This window comes from Terrisporobacter mayombei (genome assembly GCF_020748465.1).
GTDB lineage: Bacteria > Bacillota > Clostridia > Peptostreptococcales > Peptostreptococcaceae > Terrisporobacter > Terrisporobacter mayombei.
Map to the genome: position 1 here is coordinate 591,050 of NZ_JAHZMP010000002.1, position 16,085 is coordinate 607,134.

Genomic DNA, 16,085 nt, shown 5'->3' on the forward strand with positions numbered 1-16,085 from the left:
GAGAGTATAAATGATTATAGGAAGAAATGATAAATGCTGGTGTGGTAGTGGTGAGAAGTATAAAAAGTGCCATATGAATTTTGATGAAAAAATAAAAGAATTTAAGTCAAAAGGTTATGAGGTGCCACATAGAAGTTTAATAAAAACTCCTGAGCAAATAGAAAAAATAAAAGAAAGTGCCAAAATAAATAATGAAATTTTGAATTTAGTGGGGCAAAAAATTAAAGCAGGTATGACTACTGAAGAAGTTGACCAAATAGTACATGACTACACAATATCACAAGGAGCTATACCAGCACCACTTGGATACAGTGGGTTCCCTAAAAGTTGTTGCACATCAGTGAATGACCAAATATGTCATGGTATACCAGATGGATATGTTTTAAAAGATGGCGATATAATAAATGTTGATGTTTCTACTATATTGAATGGATACTATTCAGATGCATCTAGAATGTATATAATAGGCGAAGTTCCTGAAAATGCTAAGAAATTAGTAGAGGTAACAAAAGAATGTCTGATAAAAGGTATAGAAGCTGTTAAACCTTGGACTAGACTAGGAAATGTTGCATATACAATAGAACAACATGCAAAAGCAAATGGTTATTCTGTAGTTAGAGAGTTTGGTGGTCATGGTATAGGATTAGAGTTCCATGAAGATCCATTTGTATTCCATTATGGAACTAGAAATGAAGGAATGCTTATGGTACCTGGAATGATATTTACTATAGAACCAATGATAAATGAAGGTCATCATGAATTATATATAGATGCAGATAATGGATGGACTTCATATACAGAAGATGGAAAACTTTCTGCACAATGGGAAAACATGATACTTGTAACCGAAGATGGATACGAAATTTTAGCATATTAATAAAAAGAACACCTAAAAAGGTGTTTTTTTATATTTCAAATAATTAAATATTATAAGTATAACGAAGAAAATTTAATTGTGTAATGAATTAAATAGATGTAAATATAAATAATATATAATAAATATATATTGATGTCAATAAAAGTTAATATATATAATATATTTGACAAAATATAACAGACTTCAGGAGGGACAATATGAAAAAGAATAAAGTAGTTATAGTTGGAGCTGGTATGGTAGGTATGAGTTATGCCTACTCAATGGTAAACCAGGGAACATGTGAAGAATTGGTTTTAATAGACATAGATAAAAATAGAACTATTGGTGAGGCATTAGATTTAAATCACGGATTAAGTTATGCACCTAGAAAAATGAAAATTTATTCTGGCTATTATAGTGACTGTAGCGATGCCAACATAATTTGTATAACAGCAGGAGCTACTCAAGTACCGGGGGAAACAAGACTTGATTTATTACATAAAAACACTAAAATAATGAAATCAATAGTTGGAGAAATAAAAAAGACTAGCTTTGATGGAATAATTATAGTTGCATCAAACCCAGTAGATATTATGACTTATGTTGTTTGGAAAGCGTCAGGATATGATAAATCAAAAATAATGGGATCAGGAACTACACTTGATACAGCAAGGCTTAGATTTGGTTTAGGTGAAAGACTGGGAGTTACCCCAAAATCTATACATGCTTATGTAATGGGAGAACATGGAGATTCTCAATTTGTAGCATGGAGTTATGCATTAATGGGAGTTCAACCAATATATCAAGTAGCTTCTAAAAAAGATGCAAAGGTTAAATTTGAAGATTTAGAATTAATAGAAGATGAAGTACGAAACATAGCTTATAAAATAATAGATTGTAAAAAATCAACTTATTATGGAATAGGTATGGCTTTAGCTAGAATTACACAAGCTATACTAGAAAATGAAAATAGTATATTAACAGTATCATCTTACTTAGACAACAAATACGGACATGATGATGTATTTATAGCTGTTCCAAGTGTTGTAAATGAAACTGGTGTTAGAGAAGTGATAGAGCTTCCTTTAGAGAAAGAAGAAAAGGATAAGCTTGATGATTCAATAGAAATAATGAAAGAAAATATAGCAAAATTAGATATATAATAATTAAGAAGTAAGCAATTAAAATTTTTATTAAGACATATTTTACTTTTTTTGTTATATATGATAGAACTTGTAAATAATACATACAAAGTACATGGTTAATTCATATATAATTCATATGTATTTGGTAATATTTTATCATAGAAAAAACTTAAAAGGAGATATTTAAATGAAAAAAGAAAATAAAAAAGCTATTATACCAATAGTATTATATGTGGTTGCTGCCCTTATAGCAGTGTATTCTATATTTACAATATATACTTCACATACATATATTTCTAGTCTTGTAGCAGCAGGTAGTATAGTTATAAAAGACCAATTAGTAGACATTATTAGCTACTATGTAAGTACATCAATGCCTTATGTATTTTATGCAATAGTAGTTTGGGCAATAGGATATATAATTAATAAATTAAATAACTTAAGTCCTTCTACTATCAATAAAGAAGATGATAAGTCAAAAGAAGAAAAAATAGACTAAAAATAAAAATAGCTATCACATTAAATTTGTGAATAGCTATTTTTATTATATGATATGTAATTCCTTAAATGTTTTTATACATAAGGACGAAAGTATTATAGAGGTTAAGCTGCTTATCAAGATGCAAAGCCTAGATATACCTATAAGTTCTATATTGTCAATATAAGCAACTTCTGAAACAAATATTGACATTGTAAAACCAATACTAGAAATTAGAGATACAATAAATATAGATGTCCAGTTTAGTTCCTTAGGTTTTTTTGATAATCCTACTAAATTGCTAATATAGGTAAAAAGCATTATTCCAAGTGGCTTACCTATTAAAAGGCCTAAATATATACCTAAAAATATAGTGGGGTATTTGGACAAATTTAAACTAGAATCAATACTTACTCCTGTATTAGCAAATGCAAACAATGGAATTATAATAAAATTATTAAAAATATTAAAAAATTTCCTTATATAATGAGATATTGAATATTTTCTTTTATATGATGTTGTGGGAATGCTTATTGCTAAAAGTATTCCGCTTAAAGTTGAATGAATACCACTAAGATGAATAAAATACCATAAAAATAGTCCTATTAGTAGATAGAAAAATATACTTTCAACTTTAAAAACTTTATTTCCAATATAAATTACAATTAAACAAATAAAAGCTAAAATAAAAAAAGATAAATTAATTTTTGATGAATAAACTGTACCTATCAATATTATGGACACTAAATCATCTACTACAGCTAAAGACAATAAAAACATTTTTATTGAAGGATTTAAATATTTACTAAATAAAAAATAAATACCCATAGAAAAGGCAATATCAGTAGATATGGGTATGCAAATTCCATTAATATAATTTGTATTTAAATTAAAATATGTAAAAATTACTGCTGGCATTATTACACCACCAATAGATGCAATTACAGGAAAAGACGCCTTTTTAAAAGAAGACAAGCTTCCGTATAAAACTTCTTCTTTTATTTCTAATCCTGCTAATAAAAAGAATATGGACATTAAAAAGTCATTAACAAAACTATGTAAATTAAAGTTATTTATAATATAAGTGTCATAAAAAAAGTTATCATATAAGTATTTATAGGGGCTATTGCACATATAGAGAGCAAAAATTGTAGATAAGATAAGCAATACGCTTGTAATAGGCTCTATATCAACTTTAAACAATGCTCTATGTTTTTTTATCATATTATCACCTCATATTTAAAACTAATCTTTTGTTACTATCTAAATTTAATAGTAAAAAGAAGTAAAAAGTAAAATTACTTATATATGTATATGATTAATAATTAAAATAAATATTAAATCTTAGTAATTATCTTATTGAGATATTTATTGATTTATAATATAATCGTTCATGTTACATAATAATTAAAAGAAGTATGACTTATGCTTAGGAGGGAAGTATGACAAATAAAAATAGAAAAATTGCTATAGTTGGATTAATAGCAGCCCTTTATGCTGTAATAACCTTAGCACTTGGATTTATTAGTTATGGACAAATTCAATTTAGAATTTCAGAAATATTAATGTTTTTACCTCTATTTGGTAAAGAATACATAATAGCCTTAACACTAGGATGTTTTTTAGCAAATGTAGTAGGGCCATTTGGAGTTCCGGATATAATATTTGGTACATTGGCAACTTTAATAAGCTCTATTTTAGTGTACTATACACCGAAGCTTATAAAGAATAATAATTATACATTATTCATTGCGTCCCTTTGGCCAACAATAATAAATGCTTTAATAATAGGATGGGAATTATATAAATTCTTTGGAGTACCATTTGTACTAGGATTTCTTCAAGTTGGATTTGGAGAATTTGTAGTTATAACTATTGTAGGTTTACCAGTATTTAAAATGGTTAATAATAAATATGGTAATAGAATAAAAAATTTAAAATAATTAATTTTGCAAGGAGGCAACTTATGGAGGAGAAATATTCTAAGTTTATAGGAGTAGGTAATGAGGGGATAAAAACTCTGAATTCATTTAAAAATAAATTAGAAAAGAACTTTAGTCTTGAAGAAATAAATTTAAATCAAGATGTTGATAAAGAATATGTCAGAGCTTTATTAGATGGTATAGAAATTTTATTTATATCTTATAACAGTGAGGAAGCAAAAGTAAAAGATATAGTAAAAGCTATTTCTTTTATGGCAAATGAAAGAAGAGTAATTTGTATAGGATTAGACAACTCATTAAAAGAAAATAAAGATGGTATGGGTCTAGACAAAGAAATAAAAATAAATAAATACAATAGTGAAAAAGTGCAAGACTTAATGAACATAGTAGTAGAAGCTGTTGATGAAAATTTATTTTTAGCTATAGATTACACTGATTTAAAAGAAGTTTTTTCTAAAGATTCAGCTATATCTTATTCTATAGAAGAATTTGAAAAAGAAGCAACTATTGATGAAATAGCTAAACTACTTACAGAAGAAACTTACACTACTGTAGGAGAAGAGGTAAAAAAGAAAGCTTTAGTATTTTATGAAATGCCTCAAAACTTAATAGAAAATAATTTAATGTTTATAAATGATGTTAATATGAAAATAAATGAAATACTAGGTAACACTTATGATATTATGTTTTCATATAATGCTACTAACCATAACAATGACAAAGTTAAAATATGTTTAATAAGTAAATAATATTGAAAGTTTAAGTAATATTAATAAGATTGCAAGCAAATAAATTTGTTTGCAATTTTTATATTTTAATAAAATTTTATGATAATTAAATTTGTATAGTTATTTTAGAAAAAAATATTATATATTCTAGTTATAGACTTATTGACTAAAGTGATTATTTATTATAAGATTAGAATGTTGTGTTTTATAAATGACTATAAGAGAAAGGATTGATATATATGTTACAAGTTACTAATATTGGACTTAGATTCGGTGATAAAGAATTATATAAAGATGTTAACTTAAAATTTACTAAAGGGAATTGCTACGGGATAATAGGAGCAAATGGAGCAGGGAAGACTACTTTCCTTAAAATATTATCTGGTGATATAGAGCCAAACACTGGATCTATAAGTATAACAGAAAAAGAAAGAATGTCTGTTTTAAGACAGGACCACTTCAAATACGATGAAGAAACTGTTTTAGATGTTGTTATAATGGGACATGAAAGATTATACCAAATTATGAAAGAGAAAGATGCTTTATACATGAAAGAAGATTTCTCAGAAGAAGATGGTATAAAGGCTGCAGAACTTGAAGGAGAGTTTGCTGAACTTGACGGATGGGATGCAGAAACAAATGCAGAAAAAATATTAATGGGCCTTGGAATAGATAAAGACTTACATTACAAGCAATTAAAAGAATTAGAAGGTGGAGAAAAAGTTAAGGTATTATTAGCAAAAGCTTTATTTGGTAAGCCAGAAATATTATTACTAGATGAGCCTACTAACCACTTAGACTTCCAATCTATAAACTGGTTAAATAACTTTATAATGGATTTAGAAGATTCTATCGTAATAGTTGTATCACATGATAGACACTTCTTAAACCAAATATGTACAAATATAGTTGACGTTGACTTTGGTAAAATACAAATGTATGTAGGTAACTACGATTTCTGGTATGAATCAAGTCAATTAGCTCTACAATTACAAAAAGATCAAAATAAAAAGACTGAAGAAAAAATAGCTCAATTAAAAGAATTTATCGCTAGATTTAGTTCAAATGCTTCTAAAGCAAAACAAGCGACTTCGAGAAAGAAACAATTAGACAAATTACAAGTTGAAGATATACAACCATCAAGAAGAAGATATCCTTATGTTGGATTTACTCCAGAAAGAGAAATAGGAAACGAAGTTCTTGAAGTTGAAGGATTAACTAAAACTGTAGATGGTGTTAAAGTTCTTGATAATGTGTCTTTCAGATTAGATAAAGAAGATAAAGTTGCTTTCATGGGAGATGAAATAGCTATAACTACTTTATTCAATATATTAATGGGAGAAGACACTGCAGATGCTGGTACATTCAAATGGGGTGTAACTACTTCTCAATCTTATCTTCCAAAGAACCACAATAACTTCTTTGAAGGATGCGAATACTCATTAGTTGACTGGTTAAGACAATTCTCAGAAGAAAAATCAGAATCATTTATAAGAGGATTCTTAGGAAGAATGTTATTTAGTGGAGAAGAAGCTTTAAAGGAATCCCACGTATTATCAGGGGGAGAAAAAGTTAGATGTATGTTATCTAAATTAATGCTTTCAAACTCAAACGTATTAGTATTAGACGACCCAACTAACCACTTAGACTTAGAGTCTATAACTTCTGTAAATAAAGGTCTAGAAAAATTCTCTGGAGTTATGTTATTTAGTTCTCATGACCACGAGATGATACAAACTCTTGCTAATAGAATAATAGAAATTACTCCTGGAGGAATAATGGATAGAAAAACTACTTTAGAAGAGTATTTAGAAAATAAAGATATACAAAAACAATTAAAAGAAATGTATGCTGTTGAAAGATAGTTTTTAATGAAAAGAACAAACTATAACATATTAGTTTGTTCTTTTTTTTATAAAAAAAATGTTTTTTTTAGAAAAAATATATTTGATTTATATAAATAATAAAATATCAATATATGTAAGATTATGAAAAATAGATACAATTTATATTATGTGCTATAAGTGTTATATAAACTATATTTATTTATAGAAAAACAAAATATATGAAGTCTAAATATAGAGATAATTGAATGATACACAAAATGTAATCCCATAATGTAAAAAATTTTGAAAAATTAAAATTTATTCGCAATTTAAACATATTTTAATATATTTGCAAATTCAACAAATTATCGGTATACTTACTGGTAAATGTTAAATTTTTATAAATTTTAGAGGGGGAAACATCTAAATGGAAGTTGTATCGAAAAATGAACTAAATCAAAAGAAAGTAAAAAATGTAAGCCTGGAAACTTTCGTATTCTTAGCTATATTAATAGGAGGATTTGGATATGTAGGTAGTATCATGGGTGCAGGAACTATGTTTAAAGTAATTATGGCCACTGCTCATGACTTGCTTTTAAACACAGTATTCTTAATCATGTCTATGGCAGTACTAGCAGGAGCTCTAAGTGCACTTTTATCTGAGTTTGGAGTTATATCTTTATTAAATAAGATATTTGCAATATTTATGAAACCTTTATATGGTTTGCCAGGAGCTAGTATAGCGGGAGCTATTACTACTTACTTATCTGACAACCCAGCTATAATTGCTTTTGCAAAAGATAAGTCTTTCACAAAATATTTTAAAGATTATCAAATACCTGCATTATGTAATATAGGTACAGCATTTGGAATGGGTCTTATAGTTACAACGTTTATGATTTCACAAGGAAGTGAATTTGTTCTACCAGCACTTGTAGGTAACTTAGGTGCAATAGTAGGAAGTATTGTAAGTGTTAGAATAATGCTTCACTTTACAAAAAAACACTACAATTATGATGGAACAAAAGATGCTTTACATAAAAGTGAAAAAATAGAAGAAGTACGTCAAATTAGATCAGGAAATGTATTCCAAAGATCATTAGAAGCAATGCTTGAAGGTGGAAAAAATGGTGTAGAACTTGGTATGGCAATAATTCCAGGAGTATTAATTGTATGTACTTTAGTTATGATTTTAACATTTGGACCATCAACTGATCCAGAAACAGGAAAAGCTATTTATACAGGAGTTGCTTATGAAGGTATAGGATTACTTCCTATGTTAGGAGATAAATTAAGCTTCATATTAGAACCTTTATTTGGATTTACTTCTCCAGAAGCTATAGCATTCCCTATAACATCTTTAGGTGCAGTTGGAGCAGCAATGAGTTTAGTTCCTAAATTTATAACAGATGGTATAGTAACACCAAATGATATTGCAGTATTTACAGCAATGGGAATGTGTTGGAGTGGATATTTAAGTACACATGTTGGTATGATGGATGCATTAGATGCAAGACCTTTAACTGGGAAAGCGATTCTTTCGCATACAATAGGTGGGCTTTGTGCAGGTATATCAGCACACTTTATATTTATGCTTCTTGCTTAGTAATAAATATTAAAAATTAATATAAAATAAAAGCTGACTTCTAAAAAAATTAGGAGTCAGTTTTTATTTTACACATTTAAGATAATATTTTATTTAGTTACATGGATAATTAACTTTTTGATGTTTCATCATTAATAGAATTTTTTCTCTCTTTTAAAACTGTTTTGGCAAAATTTAATGACATATAGACTAATACTAAAGATACAATCCAAGTAAGAATAGTAGTAGGCATTGATTTTACGAAGAAGTATGCAATAAGCACTCCTATAATACCTGTTACTGAAGCTACAGCTGCAGCAGGTCTATTATATTTACCTGTCTTTACAAACTGAATACTTGCAGGAGGCATTAAAAATGCACAAGATCCCATCATAATTGGAAAAGCTGCAGTAATATCCATTCCAAGTAAAGCAACTAAGGCCATACATGGAGCATAAAGACCTACACCTACTGTCATAAGTGCACCTAAAATAAAATTAACTACTATACCTATTATTAATTTAGAACCAGTTAAAGCGGTAGCAGTTCCCACAATTGCAAATGGTCCTACACCAAGTAATCTTGCTATTAAAAGCATTGCAACGAATAATAGAGTGACGGATAGAATTGATCTTAAAGTATTTATTGGTAGTTTGGTTACAACTCTAGCACCTAAAGTAGCACCAATAATTGAAGCGATTAACATTGAAATTAAAGTTACAGGGTCTACTTCTACTATATTTAGAAAAAGGATGAATTCAGCGGCAACAGGAACAGCAAAAACAACATTACCATTTCCAGGAAGTTCATCATCAGGACTAAGTTTTGTAAACTTGAAAAATGCCATTTGAGTTGCATTACTTCCAACACCTAAAGTATCAAGAAAGTTCAATACAGCCCCCATTATTCCATAAGTAACAAGATGCCCTTTTTTAAAATCTTCTTTGTGATTTATACAATCCTTAATTAAATAGAATATAAATATACTACACCATACTACGATGGCTACACGTAGAAATAAAACCATAGATTTATCCTCCTAAAATTAGTTTGGGGAGCTACATATTAGGAGTAGTAGTAACCTTTGGTAACTACATAGTATCTTCTTTAAATTCATATGTCAATAAAAATAAAGTAAAACAATAAAAATCTAAATAATAAATAAAAATTTATTATTTTTATTGACAAAATAATAACAGATAAATACAATAGTTACTAAAGGGAGCTACTAAAAGGAGTTTTAAAATTAAAAATGGAGGTATGAGATGTTATTATTATCAAGAAAAGACATAAAGAAAGTGTTTACTATGAAGGATGCCATAGAAACAAATAAAGAATGTTTCAAATTATTTTCACAAGGTAAAAGCGAGGTGCCTTTAAGAACTACTATACAAGCACCAAATCATAATGGAGTATTTTTATTTATGCCATCTTATGTTGAAGAATTAGATGCAGCAGGATTAAAAGTAGTTAATATATTCCCTGAAAATGTTAAGGAAAATTTACCTACAGCTCCAGCGCAGGTATTATTAATAGATGGAAAAACTGGAATAGTAAGTTCTATATTAGATGGAACATACGTTACACAATTACGTACTGGAGCATCTTCAGGAGCTGCATTTGATTTATTTGCAATAAAAGATGCTAAAATAGGTGCCTTAATAGGAACTGGTGGTCAAGCAGCTACACAATTAGAGGCTATGATGGTAGCTAGAGACTTAGATGAGGTTAGAATATTTGACTTAGACCCAAATAGAAGACAAACTTTTGTAAATAAAATGCAAGAAGAACTTAAATGTTATAATACTAAAATAGTGGAAGCTACATCTTCAGATAATGCCATAGAAAATGCAGATATAATAGTTACAGTAACACCTTCAAGTAAACCTGTATTTGATGGAACAAAAGTTAAAAAAGGTGCAACAGTAAGCTGTGTAGGAGCATATCAACATCATATGCAAGAAATGGATCCAGCAATATTACCAAGAGCATCAAAAATATACTTTGATTCAGAAGAAGCAGTTTTATCAGAATCAGGAGATATATTAATACCTTTAGAACAAGGGATAATAACAAAAGAAGATTTTACAGGCGATATAGGTGATGTATTGCTTGGAAAAGTTGTTGGACGTGAAAATGATGATGAAATTATTGTTTATGAAAACGTTGGCATAGGTGTTTTAGATTTGATGACAGCAAGAGCTATATATTTAAAAGCTGTAGAAGATGAAGTAGGAACTAATTGGGAATAATAAATTATAATAGGGGGAATGAAACATGCCACATATTAATATTAAAATGTATCCAGGTAGAAGTGAAGAAGTAAAAGCTAAATTAGCTAAACATACTAAAGAGTTCATGGTTAAGGAACTAGAAATGGATGAAAAGTTTATTTCTGTTTCTGTTGAAGAAATAGATAAAGAAAATTGGCAATCTGAAGTTATGGATAAAATCAAAGAGGAAGAATTATACGAAAGACCAAATTTCTAGGAGGGGTAAAATGAGCAAAAGTTATTGGAATGGGAAAGATGCCGCACACAGAAGAGTTATGATGAAAGCAGCTGGTTATTCAGATGAGGATATAAAAAATAAACCACATATAGGTGTGGCAAATTCATTTATGGAGGGTTCTCCTGGAACTGCACATTTAAGACAAGTTACTGAAATGGTAAAACAAGGCATATGGGCAGCTGGTGGTGTTCCTGTAGAATTTGGAATACCTGCTACTTGTGGTAATATTGCAAACGGTGCAGAAGAATTAAAATATGAACAAGTAGGAAGAGATATAGTTGCTATGTCTGTTGAATTTGTTACAAAAGTTCATAATTTTGATGGCTTAGTTATGGTTGCATCTTGTGACAATATAATAGCGGGTTGTTATTTAGCAGCTGCAAGAGTTGATATTCCTTCTCTTGTTGTAACTGGTGGATCAATGCAAGCAGGGCATTATAAAGGAAATACAGTTGTGGAAGCTGATTTAGATGCAGCAAGATTTTCTGGAGCAGAAGAAGATGAATTGGACTATATGGAAGAATGTGTATGTCCAACATGTGGTGCTTGCCCATCAATGGGTACGGCAAATACAATGCAAATGCTTGGTGAAATATTTAACTTAGTTTTACCTGGTACATCGACAGTTCCAGCATCTGAATCAACAAGAATGAGAGAAGCTCGTATTGCAGGAAAATATGCAGTAGAATTAACTAAATCAGGAAGAAAACCTTCTGATGTAATAACGAAAGAAGTTCTTTTAAACTCTATAATGTTTGATATGGCAGTGGCAGGTTCAACAAATGCCGTTCTTCATATATTAGCAATGTCTTATGAACTAGGTCTTGGTATTACTATAGAAGATTTTGAAAAATATGCAAATGAAATACCTTGTATAAATGCAGTTATACCAAGTGGACCATTTACAGTAGTAGACTTCCATTATGCAGGTGGAGTTCCTAATGTTATGAAAATGTTAGAGAGTAAGTTATTTTTAGATGCTCCTATGATGACAGGAAAAACATGGGGAGAATATTTAGAAGCTATAAAAGCTAGTGAAAATGAAGTTATTCATTCACTAGAGAAACCGCTACTTAATGAACCTGGATTAAAAATATTAAAAGGTAATTTATCTCCTAAAGGAGCTATAGTTAGACCAACAGCTGTACCTGAAGAAGTTAAATATATGAAGGGTAAAGCTAAGGTTTACGAAACAGATAGAGATGCATTTAATGCAATAATGGCAGGAAAAATAGTACCTGGAGATATAATAGTAATAAGATACGAAGGATGTAAAGGTGCACCTGGTATGAAGGAATTAATGTTAAGTATAGATGCATTAATAGGACTTGGATTACATAAGAGTGTTGGGCTAATATCTGATGCTAGATTCTCAGGATTTAACTTTGGAGCTATTGTAGGTCACGTTTCTCCTGAAGCTTATGATGGTGGAGTTATAGCTGTTGTAGAAAATGGTGATGAAATAGTTATAGATATACCAAATGGAGAAGTTTCTTTATTAGTTGATGACGAAGAGATAAAAGATAGACTAGACAAATGGGTACAACCACCTTTAAAAGAAACTAAGGGATGTCTAAATATATTTGCTAAAAATTGTAGACCAGCAGAAGAAGGCGGAGCAATGCAACCTTGGTAATAGTATAATAGTAAGTATAAAGTGCAAAGGATTTTCCTTTGCACTTTTTGATTAATATAGACTGTTAAGTATATGGATATGGTTATGATTTACAATTAAATATGTTTATGATAAAATACGAACTATCGAAAACATAGAGGTGAAATTTTTATAATATTAATATAGAAGGGATTTACAATGGATAATGAATTAAATTTATTAAATAAAATAGGACTAACAGATGCTGAAGCAAAGGTATATTTAACTTTATCTCAAAATGGAAGCTTAACAGGTTATGAAGCTAGTAAAATAGCCAATGTTCCTAGATCAAAAATATATAATACCTTACAATCATTAATAGATAAGGGATTTGCATTATACACTCAATATGAAAGTAACAATAAATATGTTGCAGTTCCTATGAGTGAAGTATCAAATAAAATAAAAATGGAAACATCAAATAACTTAGGACAATTGGAAGAAAGCTTTAGTATTTTTCCTTTAAGAACTAATATGGATAACATATGGCATATAAAAAATTATGATAATATTTTTGAAAAATGTAGGAATATAATAAAAAATAGTGCTAAAGAAATTCTTATTCAAATATGGTATGAAGACTTAAATAATATTTTAGATGAAATAGTTGAATTCCAAAAGAAAAGTAATAATATTGCAGTTGTTATATTTGGAGCCCCTAAAGATATGGAAATACCAGAGTTGAAAAATTTATATTTTCATGGTATGGGGGAAGAAAAAAAGAAGGAAATGGGTGGAAGATGGATTACACTTGTTTCTGACTCTAAGGAAGTTGTTTTTGGACAAATTATTAGTAAATCCATTGCTGAAGTTATTTGGACAGAAAGTAAGCCAATGGTAATGTTAGCATCTGAATATGTTAGACATGATGTTTACTTCTACAAGAGTGCTAATACATTGCCAAATGAAATGAAGCAAAAATTTGGTGATGATTTAGAAAAAATAAGAGAAATATTTTAGATAAAAACTGATAAGAGTACAATAACTAGTTTAGTGGATGAATTTCAAAGATCTTATAAAGGTAAAAATAATAAGTTTAAAAATGATAAAAATCAGGCTAATACCTGATATTTATCATTTTTTTATGGGAAATCATATTATTCCAAATAGAATAAATCCAATAGTATTTATGGCAAAATTTGCGAACATATGTACAAACCAAGAATTGTAAATATTATTATTTTTATCATCTAAATAGTTAAAAAATATGCCTGCAATAAAAAGTGATAAAATCAGTAATAACAATAATAATATATCAAACCAAGTAGACATCATTGCAACGTGATAGATGGAGAATGAAATAGAACTAAAAATATAAGCAAATTTTTTGCTTGAAATATTTTTTAATGTTATAAATGCAAATCCTCTAAAAAATACCTCTTCTAATAATGAATTTATAAAAGATATGTATAATGCTACAAATATAAAGTTACTACTATTTACGCCTATATTATTTTCTAAAGACTTTGTAACACTAGAAAAATTAAATAGATTGCCTATGGTAAAATAAGCTAATAAAATTAAAATATATACAACTATACCCAAGGCAAGTGATTTTATAATATAATCTTTGTTTATCTTAAATAAACTTTTTAAACTTATTGTAGAATAACTTTTAGAATAATATAAATATGGGAGTAACAAAAAAATAACTAATTTAAAAATTGATTTTGTCATATAATTTGGAGAAAGAACTCCATCCACAAAGGACATGGTAAGACATCCTAGAATTACTAGGGTAATTAAAAATATCTTATTAACTTTGGACTCTACTGCTTTATTTTTCATATTAATTAATATTTCCTTTCGGTTTCAATAAACATTTATTTAAATTATACCATATGAAAATTTATTGTATAAATAAATATATGTAATTTGAAAAATATAATAAAAATTTAGTATTAAAGAAATTCTTAATTGAAATAATATAAAGAGGTAATTATTTATAAAAGGAGACTTATGTAATGGCAAATTATTCAGGTACAGTTAAGTGGTTCAATGTGGAAAAAGGATATGGTTTTATTAGTAGCGAAAATGGAGAAGATGTTTTTGTACATTTTTCTAATGTAAAAGAAGAAGGAAATAATAAAGATTTACATGAAGGGGAAAGTGTTACATTTGATATTGCTAAGGCGGATAGAGGACCTTCAGCCATAAATGTTAGAAAATTTTAATAAAAATAATAATAATAAATCATCTTGATAAATACAAGGTGATTTTTTTATTTTCCCTTAATTATAATATGATTATTAGATGATGAAATAAAACTTGCAAAAACAAAATAATTTTGGAAGAAAAACATTGACTATTGAAATTTAATGAACATATAATTTATATATAAGCAAATATATTTACAAAAAATATAAAATATAGTAAATATTAACAAATGTATTTTCTTATTATCTTCAAAGCAATTTAAAATAAACAAGAAGGGTGGGTTGAGATGCCAGTTGACTATGTGGTTAGAAATCATTTTTATAGTGTTTTTTTTGCCCCTAGGGGTAGGGTTAGAATGTATGAAATTGGAATTAAAATAGCGCAACAATATTTAACTCCCACAGATAGACTTATAGGAGTAATAGGAGAGCCGGGATCTGGAAAAAGCATGATAATTAGAGGTATGTTTCCAGGTCTGGAACTAACTAATGATGATGATGGACTTAACGTAAGACCGTTGCCAATTATGGATGTAGATGATGAAGGTTTTTTTTCTCCACATACTTATCATATTGACATAAGGTTTGAATCAGCATTTTATCAAATGTATGAACTAGTTAATGCAATAAATAAAGCTATTGAATATGGAAGAAGAGTCATAGTAGAACATTTCGAGCTTATTTATCCTTTAATGAATAAAAATGCAGACTTACTAATTGGTGTTGGTGGAGAGATTATTGTTACAAGACCTACAATTTTTGGGCCAGAACCTGGAGATATTGCAAAAAGAGTATTTCACTCCATAAGTGTAAGAAAGATGGCTCATTCAGCAGAAGATTTAGTTGAACATTTTTTACCTGAAGATATTGGCTTAAATTGTGAGCATGGAGATGTTTTAAATGGATTTTTAATATTATTTCATTCAAAACCTAATTTTGATATCAAAATCTTAGAAGAAGAAGTTAACAAAATGATAGAAAAAGACATACCAATTCAATATTATGATGAGAAGCACGTGAAAATAGGTGAATATATACATCCTTGTAGTGGACCAAGAATACATGTAGAAAGTACAGCTAAAATTGAGAACTTTAAATTATTATCAGAGCTTTACTATGATTCCACAAAAAAAGTATATATGTTAGTAGGACTTGTAGGTGATAATATGGATCAAAGTTACAAGGATTTAAATAAAATTTAAA

Annotated in this window: 16 protein-coding genes; 13 read left to right on the plus strand and 3 right to left on the minus strand. The window is 28.4% G+C overall.

The window, feature by feature from the left end; all coding sequences use genetic code 11:
* The first annotated feature begins 10 nt into the window (after nt 1-10).
* The 3 genes from K0039_RS09325 to K0039_RS09335 all read left to right on the plus strand — a co-directional run bounded on the left by K0039_RS09325 (nt 11) and on the right by K0039_RS09335 (nt 2,500).
* A complete protein-coding gene (locus K0039_RS09325; protein WP_228104781.1) occupies nt 11-877 on the plus strand; it encodes a methionyl aminopeptidase in 867 nt (288 codons plus the stop codon).
* 197 nt (nt 878-1,074) lie between these two features.
* On the plus strand, nt 1,075-2,019 hold the full coding sequence (locus K0039_RS09330) for an L-lactate dehydrogenase (protein WP_228104782.1): 945 nt from the start codon (nt 1,075-1,077) through the stop codon (nt 2,017-2,019).
* Nucleotides 2,020-2,188: 169 nt separating this feature from the next.
* Nucleotides 2,189-2,500: a hypothetical protein gene (locus K0039_RS09335; RefSeq protein WP_228104783.1), complete on the plus strand. Its 312-nt coding sequence runs from the start codon at nt 2,189-2,191 to the stop codon at nt 2,498-2,500.
* A gap of 45 nt (nt 2,501-2,545) precedes the next feature.
* Here K0039_RS09335 and nhaA read toward each other — a convergent pair whose 3' ends face one another.
* Entirely contained in the window at nt 2,546-3,703 is a 1,158-nt protein-coding gene (gene nhaA, locus K0039_RS09340; protein WP_228104784.1) for a Na+/H+ antiporter NhaA, read from the minus strand.
* 218 nt (nt 3,704-3,921) lie between these two features.
* Here nhaA and K0039_RS09345 point away from each other — a divergent pair, with 218 nt between their 5' ends.
* From K0039_RS09345 to K0039_RS09360, 4 genes are all read left to right on the plus strand, one after another.
* Nucleotides 3,922-4,422 (plus strand): QueT transporter family protein, encoded by a 501-nt coding sequence (locus K0039_RS09345; RefSeq protein WP_228104785.1) that lies wholly within the window; start codon nt 3,922-3,924, stop codon nt 4,420-4,422.
* Between the two features lie 23 nt (nt 4,423-4,445).
* Complete coding sequence (locus K0039_RS09350; protein ID WP_228104786.1) at nt 4,446-5,171, plus strand: cell division protein; 726 nt, start codon at nt 4,446-4,448, stop codon at nt 5,169-5,171.
* A gap of 218 nt (nt 5,172-5,389) precedes the next feature.
* A complete protein-coding gene (locus K0039_RS09355; RefSeq protein ID WP_228104787.1) occupies nt 5,390-7,015 on the plus strand; it encodes an ABC-F family ATP-binding cassette domain-containing protein in 1,626 nt (541 codons plus the stop codon).
* 388 nt (nt 7,016-7,403) lie between these two features.
* A complete protein-coding gene (locus tag K0039_RS09360) occupies nt 7,404-8,582 on the plus strand; it encodes a CD0519/CD1768 family membrane protein (RefSeq protein ID WP_228104788.1) in 1,179 nt (392 codons plus the stop codon).
* Nucleotides 8,583-8,691: 109 nt separating this feature from the next.
* On the opposite strand, the gene K0039_RS09365 is transcribed toward K0039_RS09360, so the two are convergent.
* Nucleotides 8,692-9,588, minus strand: coding sequence for a sulfite exporter TauE/SafE family protein (locus tag K0039_RS09365; protein ID WP_228104789.1), 897 nt, complete (start codon nt 9,586-9,588; stop codon nt 8,692-8,694).
* Between the two features lie 238 nt (nt 9,589-9,826).
* Between K0039_RS09365 and K0039_RS09370 the strand changes: the two genes are divergently transcribed.
* The 4 genes from K0039_RS09370 (at nt 9,827) to K0039_RS09385 (ending at nt 13,686) form a co-directional block, all read left to right on the plus strand.
* Nucleotides 9,827-10,813 carry an ornithine cyclodeaminase family protein gene (locus tag K0039_RS09370; RefSeq protein ID WP_228104790.1) on the plus strand — a complete coding sequence of 329 codons (987 nt, stop codon included), beginning with the start codon at nt 9,827-9,829 and terminating at the stop codon, nt 10,811-10,813.
* A 25-nt stretch (nt 10,814-10,838) separates the two neighbouring features.
* The gene (locus K0039_RS09375; protein ID WP_228104791.1) at nt 10,839-11,051 is read left to right on the plus strand and encodes a tautomerase family protein; all 213 of its coding nucleotides are present in this window, start codon (nt 10,839-10,841) and stop codon (nt 11,049-11,051) included.
* Nucleotides 11,052-11,061: 10 nt separating this feature from the next.
* Nucleotides 11,062-12,708 carry a dihydroxy-acid dehydratase gene (gene ilvD / locus K0039_RS09380; protein WP_228104792.1) on the plus strand — a complete coding sequence of 549 codons (1,647 nt, stop codon included), beginning with the start codon at nt 11,062-11,064 and terminating at the stop codon, nt 12,706-12,708.
* Nucleotides 12,709-12,885: 177 nt separating this feature from the next.
* Nucleotides 12,886-13,686 carry a TrmB family transcriptional regulator gene (locus tag K0039_RS09385; protein ID WP_228104793.1) on the plus strand — a complete coding sequence of 267 codons (801 nt, stop codon included), beginning with the start codon at nt 12,886-12,888 and terminating at the stop codon, nt 13,684-13,686.
* A gap of 132 nt (nt 13,687-13,818) precedes the next feature.
* Here the strand turns inward: K0039_RS09385 and K0039_RS09390 are convergent, their stop codons facing one another.
* Nucleotides 13,819-14,514, minus strand: coding sequence for a CPBP family intramembrane glutamic endopeptidase (locus K0039_RS09390; RefSeq protein WP_228104794.1), 696 nt, complete (start codon nt 14,512-14,514; stop codon nt 13,819-13,821).
* A 176-nt stretch (nt 14,515-14,690) separates the two neighbouring features.
* Here K0039_RS09390 and K0039_RS09395 point away from each other — a divergent pair, with 176 nt between their 5' ends.
* Nucleotides 14,691-14,900 carry a cold-shock protein gene (locus K0039_RS09395; RefSeq protein WP_228104795.1) on the plus strand — a complete coding sequence of 70 codons (210 nt, stop codon included), beginning with the start codon at nt 14,691-14,693 and terminating at the stop codon, nt 14,898-14,900.
* Nucleotides 14,901-15,238: 338 nt separating this feature from the next.
* Entirely contained in the window at nt 15,239-16,084 is an 846-nt protein-coding gene (locus K0039_RS09400) for an alanine-tRNA synthetase second additional domain-containing protein (RefSeq protein ID WP_228104796.1), read from the plus strand.
* Nucleotide 16,085: the final 1 nt, after the last annotated feature.

Bases quoted from the DNA above. Each gene is read 5' to 3' on its own strand.
- K0039_RS09325 (WP_228104781.1), top strand. From the start codon at position 11: ATGATTATAGGAAGAAATGATAAATGCTGGTGTGGTAGTGGTGAGAAG.
- K0039_RS09330 (WP_228104782.1), top strand. From the start codon at position 1,075: ATGAAAAAGAATAAAGTAGTTATAGTTGGAGCTGGTATGGTAGGTATG.
- K0039_RS09335 (WP_228104783.1), top strand. From the start codon at position 2,189: ATGAAAAAAGAAAATAAAAAAGCTATTATACCAATAGTATTATATGTG.
- nhaA (WP_228104784.1), bottom strand. From the start codon at position 3,703: ATGATAAAAAAACATAGAGCATTGTTTAAAGTTGATATAGAGCCTATT.
- K0039_RS09345 (WP_228104785.1), top strand. From the start codon at position 3,922: ATGACAAATAAAAATAGAAAAATTGCTATAGTTGGATTAATAGCAGCC.
- K0039_RS09350 (WP_228104786.1), top strand. From the start codon at position 4,446: ATGGAGGAGAAATATTCTAAGTTTATAGGAGTAGGTAATGAGGGGATA.
- K0039_RS09355 (WP_228104787.1), top strand. From the start codon at position 5,390: ATGTTACAAGTTACTAATATTGGACTTAGATTCGGTGATAAAGAATTA.
- K0039_RS09360 (WP_228104788.1), top strand. From the start codon at position 7,404: ATGGAAGTTGTATCGAAAAATGAACTAAATCAAAAGAAAGTAAAAAAT.
- K0039_RS09365 (WP_228104789.1), bottom strand. From the start codon at position 9,588: ATGGTTTTATTTCTACGTGTAGCCATCGTAGTATGGTGTAGTATATTT.
- K0039_RS09370 (WP_228104790.1), top strand. From the start codon at position 9,827: ATGTTATTATTATCAAGAAAAGACATAAAGAAAGTGTTTACTATGAAG.
- K0039_RS09375 (WP_228104791.1), top strand. From the start codon at position 10,839: ATGCCACATATTAATATTAAAATGTATCCAGGTAGAAGTGAAGAAGTA.
- ilvD (WP_228104792.1), top strand. From the start codon at position 11,062: ATGAGCAAAAGTTATTGGAATGGGAAAGATGCCGCACACAGAAGAGTT.
- K0039_RS09385 (WP_228104793.1), top strand. From the start codon at position 12,886: ATGGATAATGAATTAAATTTATTAAATAAAATAGGACTAACAGATGCT.
- K0039_RS09390 (WP_228104794.1), bottom strand. From the start codon at position 14,514: ATGAAAAATAAAGCAGTAGAGTCCAAAGTTAATAAGATATTTTTAATT.
- K0039_RS09395 (WP_228104795.1), top strand. From the start codon at position 14,691: ATGGCAAATTATTCAGGTACAGTTAAGTGGTTCAATGTGGAAAAAGGA.
- K0039_RS09400 (WP_228104796.1), top strand. From the start codon at position 15,239: ATGTATGAAATTGGAATTAAAATAGCGCAACAATATTTAACTCCCACA.